The sequence below is a fragment of the Clostridium sp. C8-1-8 genome (assembly GCF_009928445.1).
Classification (GTDB): Bacteria; Bacillota; Clostridia; order Clostridiales; family Clostridiaceae; genus Clostridium_AR.
In genome coordinates, this window is sequence record NZ_JAABNO010000043.1 from 1 (window position 1) to 18,294 (window position 18,294).

The 18,294-nt window shown below is 29.8% G+C and carries 19 protein-coding genes; 15 read left to right on the top strand and 4 right to left on the bottom strand.

What is annotated here, in order from left to right; all coding sequences use genetic code 11:
* Positions 1 to 1,037: 1,037 nt before the first annotated feature.
* The 7 genes from GXK57_RS24625 to GXK57_RS24660 all read left to right on the top strand — a co-directional run bounded on the left by GXK57_RS24625 (position 1,038) and on the right by GXK57_RS24660 (position 8,049).
* Positions 1,038 to 1,799, top strand: coding sequence for a hypothetical protein (locus GXK57_RS24625; RefSeq protein ID WP_160680667.1), 762 nt, complete (start codon positions 1,038 to 1,040; stop codon positions 1,797 to 1,799).
* 734 nt (positions 1,800 to 2,533) lie between these two features.
* Positions 2,534 to 3,172, top strand: coding sequence for a HEPN domain-containing protein (locus GXK57_RS24630; protein WP_160680668.1), 639 nt, complete (start codon positions 2,534 to 2,536; stop codon positions 3,170 to 3,172).
* Entirely contained in the window at positions 3,169 to 3,855 is a 687-nt protein-coding gene (locus GXK57_RS24635) for a serine/threonine protein kinase (RefSeq protein ID WP_160680669.1), read from the top strand. The genes GXK57_RS24630 and GXK57_RS24635 overlap by 4 nt, the downstream gene beginning before the upstream one ends.
* A gap of 1,218 nt (positions 3,856 to 5,073) precedes the next feature.
* Positions 5,074 to 5,229, top strand: a complete 156-nt coding sequence (locus GXK57_RS24645; protein WP_160680670.1) for a hypothetical protein — start codon at positions 5,074 to 5,076, stop codon at positions 5,227 to 5,229.
* A 433-nt stretch (positions 5,230 to 5,662) separates the two neighbouring features.
* On the top strand, positions 5,663 to 6,229 hold the full coding sequence (locus tag GXK57_RS24650) for a GNAT family N-acetyltransferase (protein ID WP_160680671.1): 567 nt from the start codon (positions 5,663 to 5,665) through the stop codon (positions 6,227 to 6,229).
* Between the two features lie 227 nt (positions 6,230 to 6,456).
* Positions 6,457 to 7,581 (top strand): radical SAM protein, encoded by a 1,125-nt coding sequence (locus GXK57_RS24655; protein ID WP_160680672.1) that lies wholly within the window; start codon positions 6,457 to 6,459, stop codon positions 7,579 to 7,581.
* 225 nt (positions 7,582 to 7,806) lie between these two features.
* Positions 7,807 to 8,049, top strand: coding sequence for a hypothetical protein (locus GXK57_RS24660; protein ID WP_160680673.1), 243 nt, complete (start codon positions 7,807 to 7,809; stop codon positions 8,047 to 8,049).
* Positions 8,050 to 8,143: 94 nt separating this feature from the next.
* On the opposite strand, the gene GXK57_RS24665 is transcribed toward GXK57_RS24660, so the two are convergent.
* A complete protein-coding gene (locus tag GXK57_RS24665; protein WP_160680674.1) occupies positions 8,144 to 8,914 on the bottom strand; it encodes a hypothetical protein in 771 nt (256 codons plus the stop codon).
* A gap of 578 nt (positions 8,915 to 9,492) precedes the next feature.
* Between GXK57_RS24665 and GXK57_RS24670 the strand changes: the two genes are divergently transcribed.
* From GXK57_RS24670 to GXK57_RS26435, 5 genes are all read left to right on the top strand, one after another.
* Positions 9,493 to 9,882 carry an ACT domain-containing protein gene (locus tag GXK57_RS24670; protein WP_160680675.1) on the top strand — a complete coding sequence of 130 codons (390 nt, stop codon included), beginning with the start codon at positions 9,493 to 9,495 and terminating at the stop codon, positions 9,880 to 9,882.
* A gap of 224 nt (positions 9,883 to 10,106) precedes the next feature.
* A complete protein-coding gene (locus GXK57_RS24675) occupies positions 10,107 to 10,532 on the top strand; it encodes a hypothetical protein (RefSeq protein WP_160680676.1) in 426 nt (141 codons plus the stop codon).
* 149 nt (positions 10,533 to 10,681) lie between these two features.
* Entirely contained in the window at positions 10,682 to 10,999 is a 318-nt protein-coding gene (locus GXK57_RS24680) for a helix-turn-helix transcriptional regulator (protein ID WP_160680677.1), read from the top strand.
* Positions 10,999 to 12,282: a DUF2812 domain-containing protein gene (locus tag GXK57_RS24685; RefSeq protein WP_243156510.1), complete on the top strand. Its 1,284-nt coding sequence runs from the start codon at positions 10,999 to 11,001 to the stop codon at positions 12,280 to 12,282. Before GXK57_RS24680 ends, GXK57_RS24685 begins: the two co-directional genes overlap by 1 nt.
* Before the next feature lie 214 nt (positions 12,283 to 12,496).
* Positions 12,497 to 12,673 (top strand): DUF6440 family protein, encoded by a 177-nt coding sequence (locus GXK57_RS26435; RefSeq protein WP_202127787.1) that lies wholly within the window; start codon positions 12,497 to 12,499, stop codon positions 12,671 to 12,673.
* A gap of 118 nt (positions 12,674 to 12,791) precedes the next feature.
* On the opposite strand, the gene GXK57_RS24690 is transcribed toward GXK57_RS26435, so the two are convergent.
* Positions 12,792 to 13,268: a DUF3237 domain-containing protein gene (locus tag GXK57_RS24690; protein WP_160680679.1), complete on the bottom strand. Its 477-nt coding sequence runs from the start codon at positions 13,266 to 13,268 to the stop codon at positions 12,792 to 12,794.
* Positions 13,269 to 13,526: 258 nt separating this feature from the next.
* On the opposite strand from GXK57_RS24690, the gene GXK57_RS24695 reads away from it, so the two are divergent.
* From GXK57_RS24695 to GXK57_RS24705, 3 genes are all read left to right on the top strand, one after another.
* Positions 13,527 to 14,771 carry a DUF4272 domain-containing protein gene (locus tag GXK57_RS24695; RefSeq protein ID WP_160680680.1) on the top strand — a complete coding sequence of 415 codons (1,245 nt, stop codon included), beginning with the start codon at positions 13,527 to 13,529 and terminating at the stop codon, positions 14,769 to 14,771.
* Positions 14,772 to 14,803: 32 nt separating this feature from the next.
* On the top strand, positions 14,804 to 15,745 hold the full coding sequence (locus GXK57_RS24700; protein ID WP_160680681.1) for a DUF5700 domain-containing putative Zn-dependent protease: 942 nt from the start codon (positions 14,804 to 14,806) through the stop codon (positions 15,743 to 15,745).
* 320 nt (positions 15,746 to 16,065) lie between these two features.
* Positions 16,066 to 16,488, top strand: coding sequence for a YjdF family protein (locus tag GXK57_RS24705; RefSeq protein ID WP_160680682.1), 423 nt, complete (start codon positions 16,066 to 16,068; stop codon positions 16,486 to 16,488).
* 228 nt (positions 16,489 to 16,716) lie between these two features.
* Here GXK57_RS24705 and GXK57_RS24710 read toward each other — a convergent pair whose 3' ends face one another.
* Complete coding sequence (locus tag GXK57_RS24710; RefSeq protein WP_160680683.1) at positions 16,717 to 17,148, bottom strand: hypothetical protein; 432 nt, start codon at positions 17,146 to 17,148, stop codon at positions 16,717 to 16,719.
* A gap of 73 nt (positions 17,149 to 17,221) precedes the next feature.
* Complete coding sequence (locus tag GXK57_RS24715; protein ID WP_160680694.1) at positions 17,222 to 17,956, bottom strand: NAD-dependent protein deacylase; 735 nt, start codon at positions 17,954 to 17,956, stop codon at positions 17,222 to 17,224.
* Positions 17,957 to 18,294: the final 338 nt, after the last annotated feature.

Below are 18,294 nucleotides of genomic sequence, written 5' to 3' on the forward strand. Positions count from 1 at the left end.
TTGGTGGGTCAAGTTTACTTGCAAGATGTGGGTCAGTTTTAAGTATAAATCAATACATAAAAGACCAACACAAGAAAAATATATAAACTATACAGCAATAAATATTCAACTTATTTCGTAGCAACTTCTTTAAATTTATACTTGTTTTAACTTAAATGTGTATAGTATGAATTTTTATAGCTATTGGCATACTTTTTTATAGAATAAAATAAGCAATATATTTCAAATATATTGCTTATTTTATAAATAAAGTTTAGCTTAAAAAACACTAGTTCAAAGGCTTACAAAAAAATATTAATGAAATGCTAATTACTATGTTACATGATATTAAATATGCATTAAAGTTATAGAATTTACGTTGCATTTTCATGAAATGGTGAATAAGTAGACGCGAATTTCTAGACTTTTGTTTAAAATTTAAAATAACTAGAAACTTATGATATTTTAAAACACTAACTCTTTTTACAATAACAGGCATCTTCCTAGATAATCTAGGAAATGGACAATTAGAAACATTTGTAGTATGTTTTTACTTGGTCTTAGGACTGTAATATAATTTGCACACACTCATATGGAAGTATTTTCAGCTATAATGTGAGTAATATTATTAGATTTTTACATTAGTGTGCTCAAACAAATAATTTCTCGCATAAGTATCGACAAAATTACGAGACAAACAGAAATAACTTATAAAAGACAGCCAGTATGACATACTGCTGGCATAAAATCAAAGAGTCAGTAATACCAGCATATATTACTGTTGAGCTCTTATTTGATTAATAGCACATTTTAATTATAAATACATTTTAAAGAAAAGTTAAAATATAATGGATTTTAAAATTGAGTTTATTTTCTTAATATGATACTAGCTAGAATGTTGAAGGATGAATAGTGTATTGTGTAAGCATTTTCTAAAATTGTAAAGATGTATTGAATAAAAGTTTATATATGGTATAATTCCCGTTAAGGGGAAGTAAAGGGTTTGAAAATTATGCTATTATTTTATTGTTTTATATAGTGAGAGGAGATAAAGGCGTATGACAGGTCATATAAAAAAACTAATTGAAGATATTTTTGAAGTATTTGATTCAGAGATGCTAACTACTACAAAGAGTGGATTACTCATTCATGAAATTATGCCTGTAGTATTAGAAGAACTAAATAAATTAAGTCTAGATAAATTCCCGCCAGAAGTAAGGTATGACTTCTTAGTTGCAAACCAATATTTATGTAATTATTTTAGGGATTACAATTTAGATTCGAGTAAAGGCTACCTCAAAGATAAATATGCTCCATTTATGAAACGGATGATTGATATACTAGATACTTATGGTTACTTATATATACCAAGTCGTAGGGATTTTAAGTTTATACATAATAACGACCTAAGAACTATTATTGAAAGGGATTATTTTGAATTAAATACCAAGTTATTTCCGGAGGGTGCTTGGAAAAGTACTGTTATCTTAGCTGGAAGTATATTGGAGGCTATTTTATATGACGTATTAACAAATCCTATTTATGTAGGACAGGCTACTGCTAGCAGAAAAGCCCCACGAAATCTTTCCTTATTTGAAGGTGAGTGGAAATTGCAAAATTTAATCCGTGTTGCAGGAGATATAAAATTAATCCCATCTGACCGGGTTAAGTCAATTGATCAAGTTTTACGAAGTTATAGAAATTTTGTTCATCCTAAGGTTGAAATAAAAATTAAATATCCTTGTACAGAAGCAGAAGGATTGATGGCTAAGGGAAACCTTGAGGCTATTTGTAATCACTTAGAAGAGATATTTAGTTAAAAAGCAATAATCTGATGGAATTAATACGAAAAATTATGATTAAATTTTTTAAAAAGAGAAGCTGTAATTTAGCTTCTCTTTTTAAATCGTGTCAAATTAAAAAATTTATTTGAGGAGAATATAAGATTTAGCATTAAGAGTTTTTGACAGACTAAAAATAATAGATATTAAAGAGTTTTATGGCACCATATATATTCATTATTCAAGGGGAGAAAGGGAAAACAAATCTTTCTGAACAATATTAATCTTGGAGCAACAAATGACCTGATAATTGGTAACTATATTTCTTTGTATTTTGTTTAAGTATATCTAATCAAAATAACAATATTTGATAGAGATATATACAATGAGTGCAACTGAAGACAAAATCAAATGTATTATTTTTAATTAAGAGGAATGTACAAGAAAAAAGATATAAAATAAAACATCGTATTTCTTCTTTATCGGTCACTAAAGATTTTCTAGTAATTCTAAGTGTGAAATAATGAGAGTGTTTTATATAGTAGTAATATTACCGCAATATTGCTACTACCTTTTATTATTTTTATAGTTTTATATTACTGAATATATAATTATCATGTTATGTACATTTACTAAAAATAACGTAAGTTAAGAAATAGCAATATCTAGAGAGATGCAAGGTCTGTGTATCCTCCTTATCAATTTGAATATTTTTTGCCAACTAGTTTTATGTTAAGCGGTAGTTTGCTATTATAATAATGGGAGGGGTAGTAATGGAAAATTTTATGGGTGATTTTGTTGAATTTCGTAGTGAATTCTATGATGTATTTAATAAAAATATAAGCAATATTAAGAAATTAACGCAAATAAGTATAGATGATGATGATACTGCTAAAGTGATGAATAGATTGCTATATGCTAATATTATTACTGCTATGGAAACATATTTAAGTGACGCACTTATAGACACAACATTCAGTAGCGGCGAACTAATAAATAATTTCTCAAATTCAAACGAAGAAACAGTGAAAAGAAAAATTAGTATTTATGATGCTCTTAAAGGTGAAAAATATATTTTAGCAATTGTTAATGAAGATATGAGAAATATCCTATATCATAATATCCCAAAGGTTAAGAAGATATATAAATTTACTCTAGATATTGATTTTCACCAAGAAGCAGAAAAGCTGATGAAATTTGTAGATGTTAGGCATGATATAGTTCATAGAAACGGTAAAAACAAAGAGAAGAAAGAGATTGAAATATCAAAAGAAGATATAGATGATGTTATAAATAAAGTAGTGGAATTTATAACAGATTTAGATAGTAAGCTAACATTCATTGTCACGAATAAGAGCGAAGAGGAAATAATGGAGTCAAAAACAAAACAGGTAGAGAAGGTGAAAGGATGACCAGTGCAGGTTTTAAATCGTTTAAAGAGAATAATTTACAAAAGTGGAGAATAAAAATATTAGAGATATTTAATGATAATGTCCCTAAAAGATATGAGTGGACAGATATTAACGAAATAATAAAAGTTTTAAATATTATTGGAGAGGAAAATCTTAATCATACATTTTTCCCAACAGGAGGGGGGTTAGATTTATCAGGGACGGGAACTTCCAGTGAAAAAGACTGTATTAATCTTTACTTTGGAAGTTCGTTACATCACGATGTAATAAAACCTTCAAAACTAATATTTAATTCCTTTTATGATGATTATCAGTGGGCATATTTTAGAATAGAAACATGCGAGTTAGAACCAAGTGGAGTATATGATACACTAATCAGAGAGTCAGAAGAACTGATGGATTTAGGAGAAGCTAATTACGTAAGCAGACATTATTGGGATTTGGGATTTTATCATGATAAACAAGGATTAGAGCAGAAACTTCCGAGTAAAGCGGCAGTTGTCACTAGATTTTTTAAAGGATCTTTTGTAATTTTTGCAAAAGCATCTATATATAATAGTGTTTCTGGAACATATGACGGAAGACATAATAGAATGGATGATGAACGGTTTAGAAAGTATATCGAAACAGCTGTTGACAGTTTAAATAAAAGAAATCAAACAAGTACAGATGCTCAACATTAGCCTGAATGAAACAATGTAAATTAATATTAAATGAGAAGGAATAAAACTATAGTCTTTTTTAATTACATGGCGTTTTTAAGATGTTTATTTAAGTTATTGACTAAAGAATTGTAAAACCGCTATGGGGATAGTCATCCTTTCTACCAGTACCAATAAATGACCTGAAGCATTAGGAATGCTTTTAAAAATATTTTATAGTAGTATTTTTAGTGTTACATGCACTTGAGGAAGACTATACTTCAATTTCTTTATCAATAACATCTATTGCATGACCATAAATGCTACCTTTTTTGAATGGAATATTTTCTTATAATATCAATATTGTCAAATATGAGGTTAGAATCTCGAGAAATAACCGTTAGATAATTGGTAGTCAATTGTAGAATTGATTGATTTTATGAGGGCAATTACTCTTTTATCTATTGTCTCGATACAGTTTAAAAAAATGACGTTCATCTGCAATCGAAAAACTACCGTATCTAATTTTAGTAAAACCATCTATTTGTAATTTGAAATGTAATAATTCATGTGTAAAAGCTACTTCGGGGTTTGAACGATCAATATACCTAATAACTATTTTACTTTTTACGTTTTTTTCCAAGTTGTATCATCAAATTTGTTTGGTTTTATCGTATTTAAACAAGTTTTCATTTGCAGAGCTAATTAAATTTTTAATCTTTATACAAGTCTAAACTTCTTTAGGTATTCACAAATTATATATTAAGATATTAAATATAGAAGCTATAAGTTTATTCTATAGTCTGATTATGTAATATCATAGAATGTAAGTAAAGACTAGTAAAGACTTAAGTAGTTATAGTGATAGTTTCGATATGAAAAAATAAGGGAAAACACATCTTATGTACTCTTTATTGGACAACTAAGATAGTATAAGATAGGTTAAATAACATTGATATTTAGAGGGATAGAAGAGATTCTATCCATTGAATTATCAGGAGATTTAATAGGCGCTATTTTAATTTTTGGTTAAATGTTAGAATTAAAGCAAATCATATAAATATGAATTAATTCTGAGGTAAAGGTAAGTATTATGAATATTGAAAAGAAAATTTATAGATTAGGTTAATAAAAGGAAGAAAAGAACAGATTAGAAATTATCAACAAAAGACAATATTACTTTATTAGATAAGGTAAAGGAAAGAGACAAAAGAAGCTGGCATGTTGATAAAATAATAGAAAATGGATGGAGTAAAAGGTATGATAGAATGTCAGTTATGTGAAGAGTACTTCGATGAAGAGGATATGACAGAATGTCCAGAATGTTTAAAGGTAATGTGCGAAAGTTGTTATGAAATGCATGTTCCTATTTGTTTTTATGTTTCAGATCATGATAATAGTGATATAGATAGTTAGTAAGCGGTATTTACTAATATAAAAATAATTATGCTTAGGGAATTTTACGTAGAAAATGAATGACTAAAATTATCAAATGATTTCTTATGTTAGTCTAAAATATAAAATTATAAGAAGCAATAGCTAAGTGGCACTGATATTACCAAAATATTAGTGCTGTTTTTTAGCATAAATGTATATACTATCAAAAGTCTATGCTATAGTGTATCTTGGAAGTATTTGAAGGAGTTGTTGCCAATGAATAAGATATTGAAGGTTCAGAGTTTAAATAAGGCTACTTCCAATTTAGCAGATTAAAGATATTTTGATTTATAGTTAAAATGAATATTTTAGTATGTCTTCATAATATGCGACTAGCTATATTGAAGTAGTTAATGAACTATTTCAGTGGATATTTGTGTCCGGATTTTTATTTTATGGAGGCAAGGTAAAGATGAATTGTAAATTAGATATAAGAAATAACACTATAGAAGGTAAGAATGAAAGTTTTGTTTTAGAAACAGAAAGATTGAGTTTATTGCCATTGCAGTCTCACCAGCTTAAACTATCATTAGATAATTATTCAAAAATGCAAGCTGATTTAGGATTAAGAACAATTGATACTGAACTAGATGAGGACATGCAATATGCAATGCAGGTAAGGCTAAGGAAGGTACAAGAATGTCCTAAAAACTATCTATGGTTAACTAACTATGCCATAATCCTAAAAGAAGCAAAAGAAATAGTTGGATTTATAATGCTTAAGGGTTATCCTAATAAGTTTGGTGAAGTAACTGTTGGATATGGTATTACTGAAAGATATAGAAAGAATGGATATGCTTCTGAAGCGTTAAAGGTAATAATACAATGGATATTTAACAATCCACAAGCATCCTGTGTTATTGCAGACACGGAAGAAGGTAATGTACCATCACATAAAGTATTAGAAAGTGCCGGTGCAGTGAAGTATAAAGAAAAAGATGAAATAGTATGGTGGAGAATAGATAGAAGTTCAATATAACCTCAATATATTATATAATACTTAGTTCACTACTAAATCATATAATGACGTTAAACCAAAAAGGAGAAGTTTTAATAACTATCTCCTTTTTATTTACATACAAAAGAGCATAATTGATATATAATTGTATTGGTTCATATATGGCTTCTTAAGAAGAATATGTGAAGCAGAATAGCAAGAAGATTTGAATTAAGTCTTCAAGAGGGTTAATTAGAGGAGGACACTTTATGAAAATTTCAAAGAAGGATGCGCTAATATGGTTTGAATTCTTTTCAATGTTACCAGAGGATGAAGAACCAATGACAAAGCAACAAGAAATTATTTACGCAACCTTTGCACAGATTGAAGCTGCGATTGATCATAGAAATGATATGTTAATGTCAGAAATTAAAAATTTAAAAACTTTATCTAATAGAACTTTTTATGTAGGTAGTGATATTAAATTTCCTAATGGATGTCGTTCTTGTTTAATGGGAACTGGTTTGAGTGCAATTAGGAAAACTAATAAGTGTAATATAGAATGTAAGTTTTGTTACAACTATGGAGAACTAGACTTTATTCCTCCAATTGGTGAAGGTATGTGGCAAATTGGGGAAACAAAGTTTTATGAGAAGGATATTGATTTGCTTCTTTCAATACACAAGAAACCTACTGGTATTTCTTACGTTTATTTAGAACCATTCATGGAAATTGAAAAATACTACTCAGTAGTGAAGAAGTTTAGTGATGCTAAGATTCATCAACACTTATATACTAATGGAATTTTAGCTACTGAAGAGTCTTTGAAAGCTTTAGGTGAAGCTGGTCTTGATGAAATACGTTTCAACCTAGGTGCATCAAAGTGTTCTGATAAAGTTATTGAAAATATAAAAATAGCAAAGAAATATATTAAAAAGGTAGGAATTGAAACTCCAATGACTCCTGAGTTCTTTGAAGCTTTCTTTAATAAAAAGCAAGCAATCTTAGATACAGAACTGGATTTTATCAATTGTGCAGAATTACATTTAAATGAAAATAACATAGACAATTACTATGGAGAGAACATGTATATTTCTAGACATGGCTACATATCTCCAACTTGGAGTAGAGAATTAACTCTGAAATTCATGAAAATAGCTGATGAAGAAAACTGGGATTTGGCAGTTCATGATTGCTCAAACCATACAAAGTTTGCTAGAGATTTAAATCTAAGCAGTAAAGAAGGTAAGTGGTTTGGAGCAAGTAGCTACGGTTGTGAGTTCTCAAAGATTCCATATGAAGTATTTTTACCAATACTACGTGATGAAAACTTTAAGTTCTTAAGTGAAGAAGAATTACCTAGTGGTTATAGACCAGGGGAATTAGTATTTTAAATAGTTTAATCATTTCACTTTTTATTTATTTTTTAGAAAAAATGCCGCTAATAACCTACTAGGCCTAGCGGAGTTGTTTTTACTATAGATGTATCACTTCAAAATAAAATTTGTATTTTCATATGCCCTCTAAAAACTCAGAGGAGTTTTGAAAATAGATTTGTGATTGAAGTGGTACATCTTTAATATTACTTGGTTTTCAGAAGATAAAGGGTATAATTAAAAGTGAAAAAGAAACTGTGTTTTTATAGAAATATAAACTTATTTAGTCAGGGAGTTGATAGTGACATGGTTATAAATAAAAGAAAAAGAAAGTTAATCACAGGTTATGCTTTCGGAGTATTATGGATTTTAGTTATAGTTTTAGCTTACATGAAAACAGGGGAGACGAGCAGACTTATACAAGTGTTTGCACCTATTATGGTCATGACTGTTTCAACGATTTATTATAAAAAGAACATCATTTGATATACTAGCCTTTTAGATATTATAAATTGCAGTATTTATAAAGTCACAAGGATTATATGAAATACACATCAAGCAAGTTATTATGGAGTAAATTTTAACTTTTATCTTTTAAGTTCTTCAATTCTAAAATAAAGGAATCTTTATCTAACCCAGTAATAATTGAACTATTATATGAAACACCTTTTGCTGTAGAGCTTTTACTTTGACTTTCAAGTATCATGGCTTTTATATCATTGCTTAAAGCAAGGTTATCTTTCAGAGCTTTATTAGAAATCTTATTTGACTCTATTTTAAACAAGCCCTCAAAACTATTTGTAATACTTTTCTTACCATCAATATCTTTACAAAATATTATATATTGATCATGTGGCTTTACAATGGATATATCAGAAAAGCTTAGTTGTACTTTTTTAGGTTTTACTGAGGTTTCGGTTACGAAATCTTTTTTACCATTTGGGTCTACATCGTGCTTTAAATACTCTTCATAATCAACAATTCCTCCCATAGATATGATATATCCACCATCATAAGAACCTTTATAGATTTCATTAGCTTCTATAGTGAACCTTGTATGTATAAGCCCACCATCTCCGCAAAAGTAATCAGCAGATTTAATTGTCCCAAGGACAACTAAATCAGAATCGTTAAATAAATCGATAAGATTTTTAGAGGCTTTTGCCCAATCTGAAAGGATAGATATCTTTAGAGTATCATTGGTACTTTCATTGTTAGGCACTAATTTGTCACTAGATAGCTTAATACTTTGATTATTTGAGTTTGGTGTTATCTTTAGATTATTGCGGCAGCTTATAAGTACAGAGGATATAGAGAGGGCAATTATGAGGTACATAAGAATCCTTTTCATATAAACAGAACTCCTTTTCAATATATTAAATACTATTTCATAAATGAATACGATAAAATTTTTGAAAAAGTTTATTATATTTAAGAATGTCATAAGAGGTGGAAAACTTAATTCGTTATAGGTAAGCAATCCAGGTTTTACTATTGTTTTCATAGTATTATAAATCAAGTATTGAGGAATATATTAATGATATGTCACGATAAAATACTTACTTTGGGAGGAAATAGATATGAGTGAAAAACAAGATCCTTCTGTATCAAATCAACAGCAGAAGGAGAAGAAAGAAAATAATAAAGGAGTTAAGCACAGCAAGAAGGTACACAAAAAGGATTGATGAAATCTCCTATATACAGAACAAAACACAGAAATGATATTAGAAAGATATTATTTCTGTGTTTTTATTTTGGTATACCACATAATCTTTTTGTGTAAAATATTTGAAATTGATAAACTGTACCATATATAATTAAAACAATAATCAATATTTCAAATAGCCTATAACAGCATTTAGATACAAATGTTGCTGCTGTTAGTTTGCTAAATAGGTTCTACCAATAAAAAAGGATGGGAAGTAAGATATGACTAATAAGATATTAACTATGAAATTAATAGATGAGAGCTATGGAGTTTGCAGGTTACAAAGAGATGAAGTAATTCCTCAATGGGCACAAGTAGGGGATTTTTTCTCTATAACAAGAACCACGGAGGAGCTGTCAATTGTCTGTGCCGAAGCTAATATACCTGGTGAAGTTAAGTGCGAAAGGGACTGGAGGGTGTTAAAAATAGAAGGACCTTTAGATTTTTCTCTTATAGGAATACTTGCTTCAATCAGTACAATTTTAGCACAGCAAAATATAAGTATATTTGCAATTTCTACCTATGATACGGATTATATACTTGTCAAGAATAAAGATATAGATAAAGCGGTAAAAACACTTATTAGTAAAAACTATGAAATAGTGAGTTAAGTAAGATGAGAAACATATAAATACAGAATTAGACTATAAAAACTTTAATACTTTAACTAAGCTTAAAATTGATTCTTAGATAGGCTATTATTAAGGATAAATTCTCACTACTTTGAAATAATAAATTTATGATATTTTATTAAGCTTAGACTATGTGTAGCAGTTGCTTTAATAGTGCTAAATCTAAAGTGTATTTTCATAAATTATTAAAAGGAAGTGGTCTAATGAAAGTAGAAGCGTATTTTGATAGTATAAAAACTGCAAGAGAAACTGTAGATAAACTTAGGAATGAAGGATTTAAAGGTGCTTTTGTTGATATAAATGAGCACAATAATAATATATATTCACAAAGAGGACTTGTAGGTTCTGATGAAATCCCAACCTTATCTTCAGCGGTACTAGGTGATGACGATAATAATTCACCTATAGCAGCAGCAAGCCCAATGGCAAGTGGTATGGCTGGCTTCGAAGAGATTGCTAATATTAATTGCAAGGTAGTTGTTGAGGCAAATGACGGTAATGTTGAAGGTGCAAAGAGTATAATAAAGGATATGGGAGGAACCACAGAAAACTATAATACTGGAAGAATCCCAGAAGGCCTTGATAAGATAAATGAAGATTATCTTATCCTAAAAAATCTAGATGACTAAATAATCCAGGAGATAGTTCAATTAAACTATCTCCATTTTTATTTTTATAAATTAAGAATTTGTGTTATTTATGTTTAATATTGACAATATCGATACACGATAATATAATTGGTTTATAAATATCGTGTATCGATATTAAGGAGTGAAACATGGCAAGAGAACAATTTCAAAATCTAACAGAGCCTATGTACTATATACTTATGTCTTTGCTCAAGGAACAATGTGGCGTAGACATAATGGAGGCTGTTTATAAGATATCTAATGGAAGAGTTAGAGTGGGGCCGGGAACTCTATATACCCTTCTTGGAAAGTTTGAAAAAGAAAAAATGATAATAGAAACTGAGGTTCAAGGTAGAAAAAGAAGCTATATAATAACTGAAAAGGGTAAGGAAATTCTAATGGAAGAGCGTAGACGATTAATTACTATGGTTAGGGATTGGGATGATTATATGGAGGATAAGCTTTGATGAGTATTAATACTAAGATCACATTATTTATTTTCTTCCCACATGAATGTGAAGCAGTGGAAGAATATCTGGAAGGTATGGCAGCTAGAGGTTGGATGCTAAAATCTATAAGCGGCAATATATTTATATTTAAGAAGATAGAACCTAGAAGATTAAAATATTCTGTAGATGTGTTGCATAAAATTTCTGACTTTGACCATAAGGATACAGATGTAGCTCTAGAGTATAGAGATTATTGTGTTGCAGCAGGCTGGAAATATGTATGCCAAAGAGGAAAGATTCAGGTATTCTATTCGGAAGAAGGAGCTGACACAGTACCAATACACACCGAAGGTAAGGAAAAGTTCAAATCTATTTTAAAGGCATCTATAACTTCTGTTATTGCTCAATTGATTTTTATGTTTCTGTTTGTTTTTAATATTTATATACAGTTATTTGAAGATATAGAGGCAGCACTTTCTAATAGCTACACTCTAGTATTTATAGCAGTAATGGTTATTTTTGCAATAGTCACTAGTATGGAGTTAATTGATTTCTTTTTCTGGTTAGTTAAAAATATACGTTATTTGAAGCAGAATAAAAACATAAGATATAGTAATTTTAAGAGGATACGAATTAAAAATCTAGTAAAAGGCTTAGCTGCGCTTTTACTTATATTTTCATTAGCTTTAGAAGGTGGGAAAACCGTAGGGCAAGGTGTTTCTCTTGTTGGATTAATGTTTATCCCTATAATTATCTCTATTGCATTAGCTATTGTAATAAATAAGAAACATTACTCAAGAACTACTAATATTATTTTATATGTTGGTGGCGCTATAATAGGCATGTTCCTCTTAGTTCATGGAATAGGAAATGGGGTTATTAGCCAGATTGATAGTAACGACTTGAATAAAGCCTCTGATAAAGTAACACTATCATTAATTGATTTTGGGTATAAGGATAAATCCCCATATAGTTCTTTCAAAAAAAGTATCATTGCTGAAAAGCTAGAATATTCAAGTAGTGATGGAGAAAGTCATTTAATGTATACAGTTTTTAAAAGCCGATATCCTGTAGCAATTAAGCTTGACGAAAGCATGATACTTGAGAGATTAAGAAGGAATAACTTAGGAGTGAACCTGTATAAAAGTAAACTGCCTAATAATATAACGGTATATCATGATGATAAAAAGAGAAATTATATTTTAGTTTCTGATAATGAGATTGTTAATATAACAAAAGGCTTTAATAATATAAGTGAAGATGAGATCTTAGCTTCTTTTTATAATAAGTTCTTTATTTAAAACAATATTAATAAGGCTCGTTGAAAGTTGGACAAAAATCCGCTCAACTTTTAACGAGTTTTTTCATTTTATAGAACTTATATTTTACATAAGTAATATAAAAACAGTTTAACCATGTTTAATATTACACTTTTGGAATAATAGTTATATAATGTAATTATTTACTGTCAAAATAAGACTTTAAATAACTAAATTTTAAAAGGAGGAAGTATAATTGAGTAAGGATAGATTTAAAATATTGTACCAAAAAGGCGTTGTATTGCGACATGTAGTAATTGTAGATTCTGAGACTGGTGTAAACTATTTGTTCGTATGTGAAGGTTCAGCTGGTGGACTTACTGTATTATTAGACAAAGATGGGAAGCCTTTAGTTACACCAGTAGAGGAGTAAAGTAAAAATCGGTGAAATAGGTAGAGAAGATTTAATATTAAAGTAGATATAAATATAAACATCTTACATTATTATAGATTAGAAATGTAGGATGTTTATAATATTATGAGCTTATTAATTAGCAGATCTTATAAAATTTTAAAAGCACATTCTCTGGAAGTCTGGTAGCATAACAAACAAATATATGATCCATCATCCATTTGTACTTTTTAGTATAAGTTTCGAAGGTTGGTATGGTTCTGAAGTAGTAGGCATTAGGATCTACGAAATTTCCTGATTTTACTGCGTCTATGTACTCAGGTGGCACAGTACGAACCCCATTGTTTTCTATATAGATTGTAGCTCCATCCTCTAGTTCTATAGCATATCTAGCAGAAAGTTCGCACTTCCCATCTGGTCGGATTATTTGACTATCTATTCCTCCAGGTAAAACCTTACCTTTAAAGTTCTTTCCACTTACTTCCCCTGATAAAATAGGAATTAATTGTCGTCTTCCAACTATATCGTCTTGTCCAACCACAACAGGTTTATCAACTGATATAGTAATACTGAATATTTCTTCATATTCCATTTCTTTAATTTCAACTGTGTCCATAAAGTCACGTCCTTTACATTAATATAGTAGTTTCATTTATAAGTAATAAGATATTAAAATTAATTTTGTTATTTAAATTATACATTTTTTAAAAACAAGAATACAGTAAATTATAACTTGACATAAAATGCAATATATCTTCTAATTAGCCGGCAGTTTTAGAAAATAGTTAGTATAGGTGATCGAAAAATGTAAATAATGTGAAATATAATACATAATATGGTATAATTGTAAGGCGATTATTTTAGGAGGCTACATATGGGAATATTTAATAGAAAGAAAAAGCAAGAGTCTACTGATAGTAGTGAGAAGAAGGAACAGAATAGGGCAGTATTGACTTTATACTCTGTTGCCTTGGATAGTTCAATAATTTATGAGAAAGCAAAAGAAGAATTCGGTAGTGTAATTAATTCAATAAAAGACATAGATAATGGCTTAGAGTTTATCTTTAAGGATGAAACAAAAATTCGATTTTACTTAAGCGATGAAGTGGACTATATAGAAAGGCAAACTAGTGGTATGGCTAACTTTTTCTCAAAGGCTCCGTTAGAGAATAAGGAAGTACTTGAGAAAGTTTTACTACAAATACGCATGTTTACCTGTATCACTGGAGTTACTTTTGAACTTAGCGAAGATGAACAAAGGACAAATTATATTATAAACACTATATATAAGATAGCGGATAAAACTCAAAGCCTAATTCTTTACCCTACTATGGAGCTTTATACCTCAGATGGGAAGCTGCTTATATCTATGAGCGGGGATACAGATTTTGATGATTACTATCCTATAGCACCTGCTGAGTTGCTAAAAAGGGACGTAGAAGTAAGTGCCAAGGATGAAACTAGGTATGAGAATATCATTTATGATTGTGATAAAAAGGGCATACCGCATACTAGCTATATGTTAGGAACGCAGATTATGGAAGAAGAAATTATTGTACCAAGTGCCATGGATATAGCAAAAAGAGCAGTAAGTGTATTCAGCTGTGGTTTATGGGCAGAATGCTTGCTTATGGAAGGTGGATCTATGGAGCTCGCCAAGTCTGAATTTGAAGCGATGAATGAAAGATATTCATTTACAGAATATCTTTCAGACAAAGAAAAAGCTTATATAGGTGATGATAACCCCGATAGAAGTCAATCAATACAATTTTCCTGGCAGTATGAAAGATGTGCAGTTTTATTATGGGCTCTTGGATTTATAGAGCTAAAATATCCTACTGAAATATGCAATGTTCGTGAGATTGCAAACTTATTAAGAAGCTATAATTCCTTTGAAGAGCTTGTAGCAGCCTCAAGGTTAAGAAGTAATGAGGAACTTTTGGACATGCATACTAGAATACTATACTACAATTGGGCCTGTGTAGAAGCAAGAGTAAATAATCAACAGATGCCAGCAGGGCTAGATGGTGGAGTAGTACAAGAACAGCATTTTGCATTAAACTGGCTCATAAGTGCCAATGGACAGTGTGGATGGGATGATATTTGTCCTAATACGTAATAAAAATATAATTTTATAAATGGGGTGTAATTATGCAATTTAGAGCAGAGGGACTAGAGCTATTGATTGAAATGCTTGAAAAGGATTATTTTGATGAACAGTTGTTTGATGAATTTACCAGTTGTGAACAATTTGATACTTTTATGTTACATGAAAAGGAGCTTCTTAGAAAAACAACTAAGGATAGTATAAGAGCCAATCTTATAGCGGTACTAGAAGGAAAAGATACTAAAGAATGCTATCAATTTGATTATATTTTAAAATACAAAGATATAATTAAAGGGAAACTTAATGAGCTAAAAAATAATGCTAGTGAGATAGAGCAGTTAATACTTAAAAGAATAGATAGATATGCTCCATTAGATTTATTTAATGATAACTTTACTATTCATTTATATGGAGGAAGCTGGGATTATGGGTTCTCAATCAAAACTTCTGAAAGCTATATAAATTTATCTTCATTGGCAGGACAATTAGAGTTTTTAGAAGATATTATCAGTCATGAATATTATCATTCAAGAAAGAGGCTTGGGGAAGTCCCAGAATATGATTTTTCTAGAGAAGAATATTTAAGGACTATCATGTATAATATTATGGAAGAAGGTACAGCAACCTTAGTACAATTTGAATATGAGAAAAAGTATGAAGGGTTTTCATTTATATCAAAGGAGCGATTTGATAAGAAGTTTGAGTATATAAGAAACTTGGACACTTGTATAAGGCAATGTGAGTTAGAAAATAACTACAGTGAGCAAATAGTTATGGAGTATTTTAAAGATAGTGTACCTAATTACATAGTAGGTTATTGGATTGGACAAGTATTATTTAAGGAAGGTGGAAAAAAGGGGTTAGAGCTATGGACTTGTAGTTGTGATTATATAGGCTGTTTTAAACAATTTATAAATATACTTAGAAGAGATGGAACTTATAGTGGTTTCTCTAGAGAGGTGGAAGACTTTATACTAGGATTATAATCTACTAAGTTATTAGTGAGTAATATAAGGAAGGTAAGTTTATGCAACTCCTTTATCTTATTATACGTAGAATAATTGTTTATAATAATATAATTGCATTTATTACAAATAAAAACAAAGTTCAATATAGCAGTAATTAAGAGCTAGTAATTGAATTATAAAATTGCTATTTTAATACATTTGTATATAATAATAAATGGGATATAAAAACACAGTTTCTGTTGGTAGTCAGAACCTGTACTTCTTTAGTAAGTGCAGCAGTAACCTGCCCTCCTGGGGTTGTCCGTTATCTTTTAATAACTTTACAGGAGGATTTAATTATGGAAGCTATAATTAAATTAACAGTTCTTTTTAATGAACCATTTTGGATTGGTATATTTGAGTATACAGAAGGTCTTGAACTTAAGGTGTGCAAGGTTACCTTTGGTTCAGAGCCTAGAGATCAAGAGGTTCATGAATTTATATTGAAAAATTTCTATAAGTTGAGCTTTAGCAATCCAGTTAAACTAGAAGAGAAGACTAACGTTCTAAAAAAGCAGAATCCTAAGAGAATTCAAAGAAGTGTTAGAAAAGAAACCAGTGTTAAAGAAATTGGTACAAAGGCTCAGCTAGCAATGAAACTACAGCATGAAGAGCTAAAGATTGAACGAAAAATAAAGACTAAGGAACAAAGGCTTCAAGAGGAAGAAAGAAAATTCAATATAAGACAGAAGAAAAAACTTGAAAAGCATAGAGGTCATTAATAAAGTGCTTTATGGTTGCAATGAATTAGAGAAAGAGGCTTTAACTTTAGGTTAGAGCTTTTTTCTGTTAGTAAGCTAGTGAAAATTAATAGAATTTGATTATATAATAAGATTATCAAGTTTGGTAAAAGTATTAGAAATTATTATGGTGGTAGCTAATTATAGCTACCACCTAAACTTTATTTATGCATTTTATACAGTTCTGTATAGAAACTTTAATTATGTTTATTATCTATTCATTACTTCTTGTGAATTACTAAAAATAAGTGAAAAATCAGTCTTCCGCATCCAGCCTTTTGAGTTGAAATTAGTGTTTAAAGGCAGAGAAACAAAATACCATATTTGATTGTTTACTTCTGCTTCTTCAAGAATACGGACTTGTAATTTATCATTTGTTCTGTTTATAACAGGCCCTTTTTCAATAGGGGCAAGCATTAAAAAAACTCCTTCTAGAGTTACTCCGTTAGAGGCTGTAGTAGTTAAATACCTCACTGAAATATTACTAAGACTAGCAGCTTGTGCATTATATTTTTCTCTTAATGCTTTATGCTGATTTGATAGCAATAAATACTGTTGCCTAGAAAAGCTTAGTTTCCTATTAAAATATAAGTACATACCGGCAAGAGCTAATATTAATATTAGAATTATAACTAGTTTCAAAGACTCCACTCCCATAAAAGCAATATCAATAGAGTATATTAATAGAGTCTTGAAAAAATGATGAAATTCCCTTCTAAATATCCACTACTGAACTCAATACCTTGCCTATAGAGTCATGTATTACTAAGTTGGCCTTGCTGTCAGCAGAGGTTGAACTTTTGTTTATAAGTACAAGATTTTTTCCTCTAAAATAGTTGATTAGACCTGCAGCAGGATATACAACTAAGGAAGTTCCACCGATAATCAATGTATCTGCAGCTGCTATAGCCTTAACAGCGCCATTGATAACAGCTTCATCTAAACCTTCTTCATATAAGACCACATCTGGTTTAACTGCTCCACCACACTTTGTGCAGGTTGGCACCTCTTCTGCTTCTAGAATAAGCTTTTCATCATAAAAGGCATGACACTTAGTACAATAATTCCTAAGTACTGAGCCATGAAGTTCAAAAACATTTTTAGAACCTGCAGCTTGATGTAAACCATCAATATTTTGAGTTACGATGGCTTTAAGCTTTCCAATTTGTTCAAGCTTAGCTAAAGCGAGATGTCCAGCATTAGGTTTAGCCTCTGGATATATAAGTTTATCTTTGTAAAACTCAAAGAATTCTTTAGGGTATCTAATATAAAATGAATGCGACACCAATTGTTCTGGAGTAAAAGTCATATTAAGCTTTTTATTAAAAAGTCCATTAGAGCTTCTAAAGTCAGGTATTCCAGACTCTGTACTCATTCCTGCACCACCGAAAAATACGATATTGTTGGAGTTATCTATGATTTCTTTTAATTTATCTAAACTCATCAAAATCACCTCAGTAAAATTATACCACAACTATTTAAGGATTATTATTAGATCTGCTATTATAACCTAGTAAACATTCTATGGACCAACTTCAACTAGTAAGTTACGTATTCCTAAAGTTAGTAGGTACATGATTTTCGAACATGTATAACTTAAGCTTTTGTAATGGCCTATGCTTAGCATATTATATAGTATATAAAATTACAATATTGTAGCTTTTCATGTCTAATTATGTGATAAAATATATAGGTGAAAGCATTATCTGCTAAAGCTTGGTTATATAAGCCAATGTTAGGCAGGGATATACAAACTGCTAAAGAAAGTTGCTTTATCAACTTTTAAAT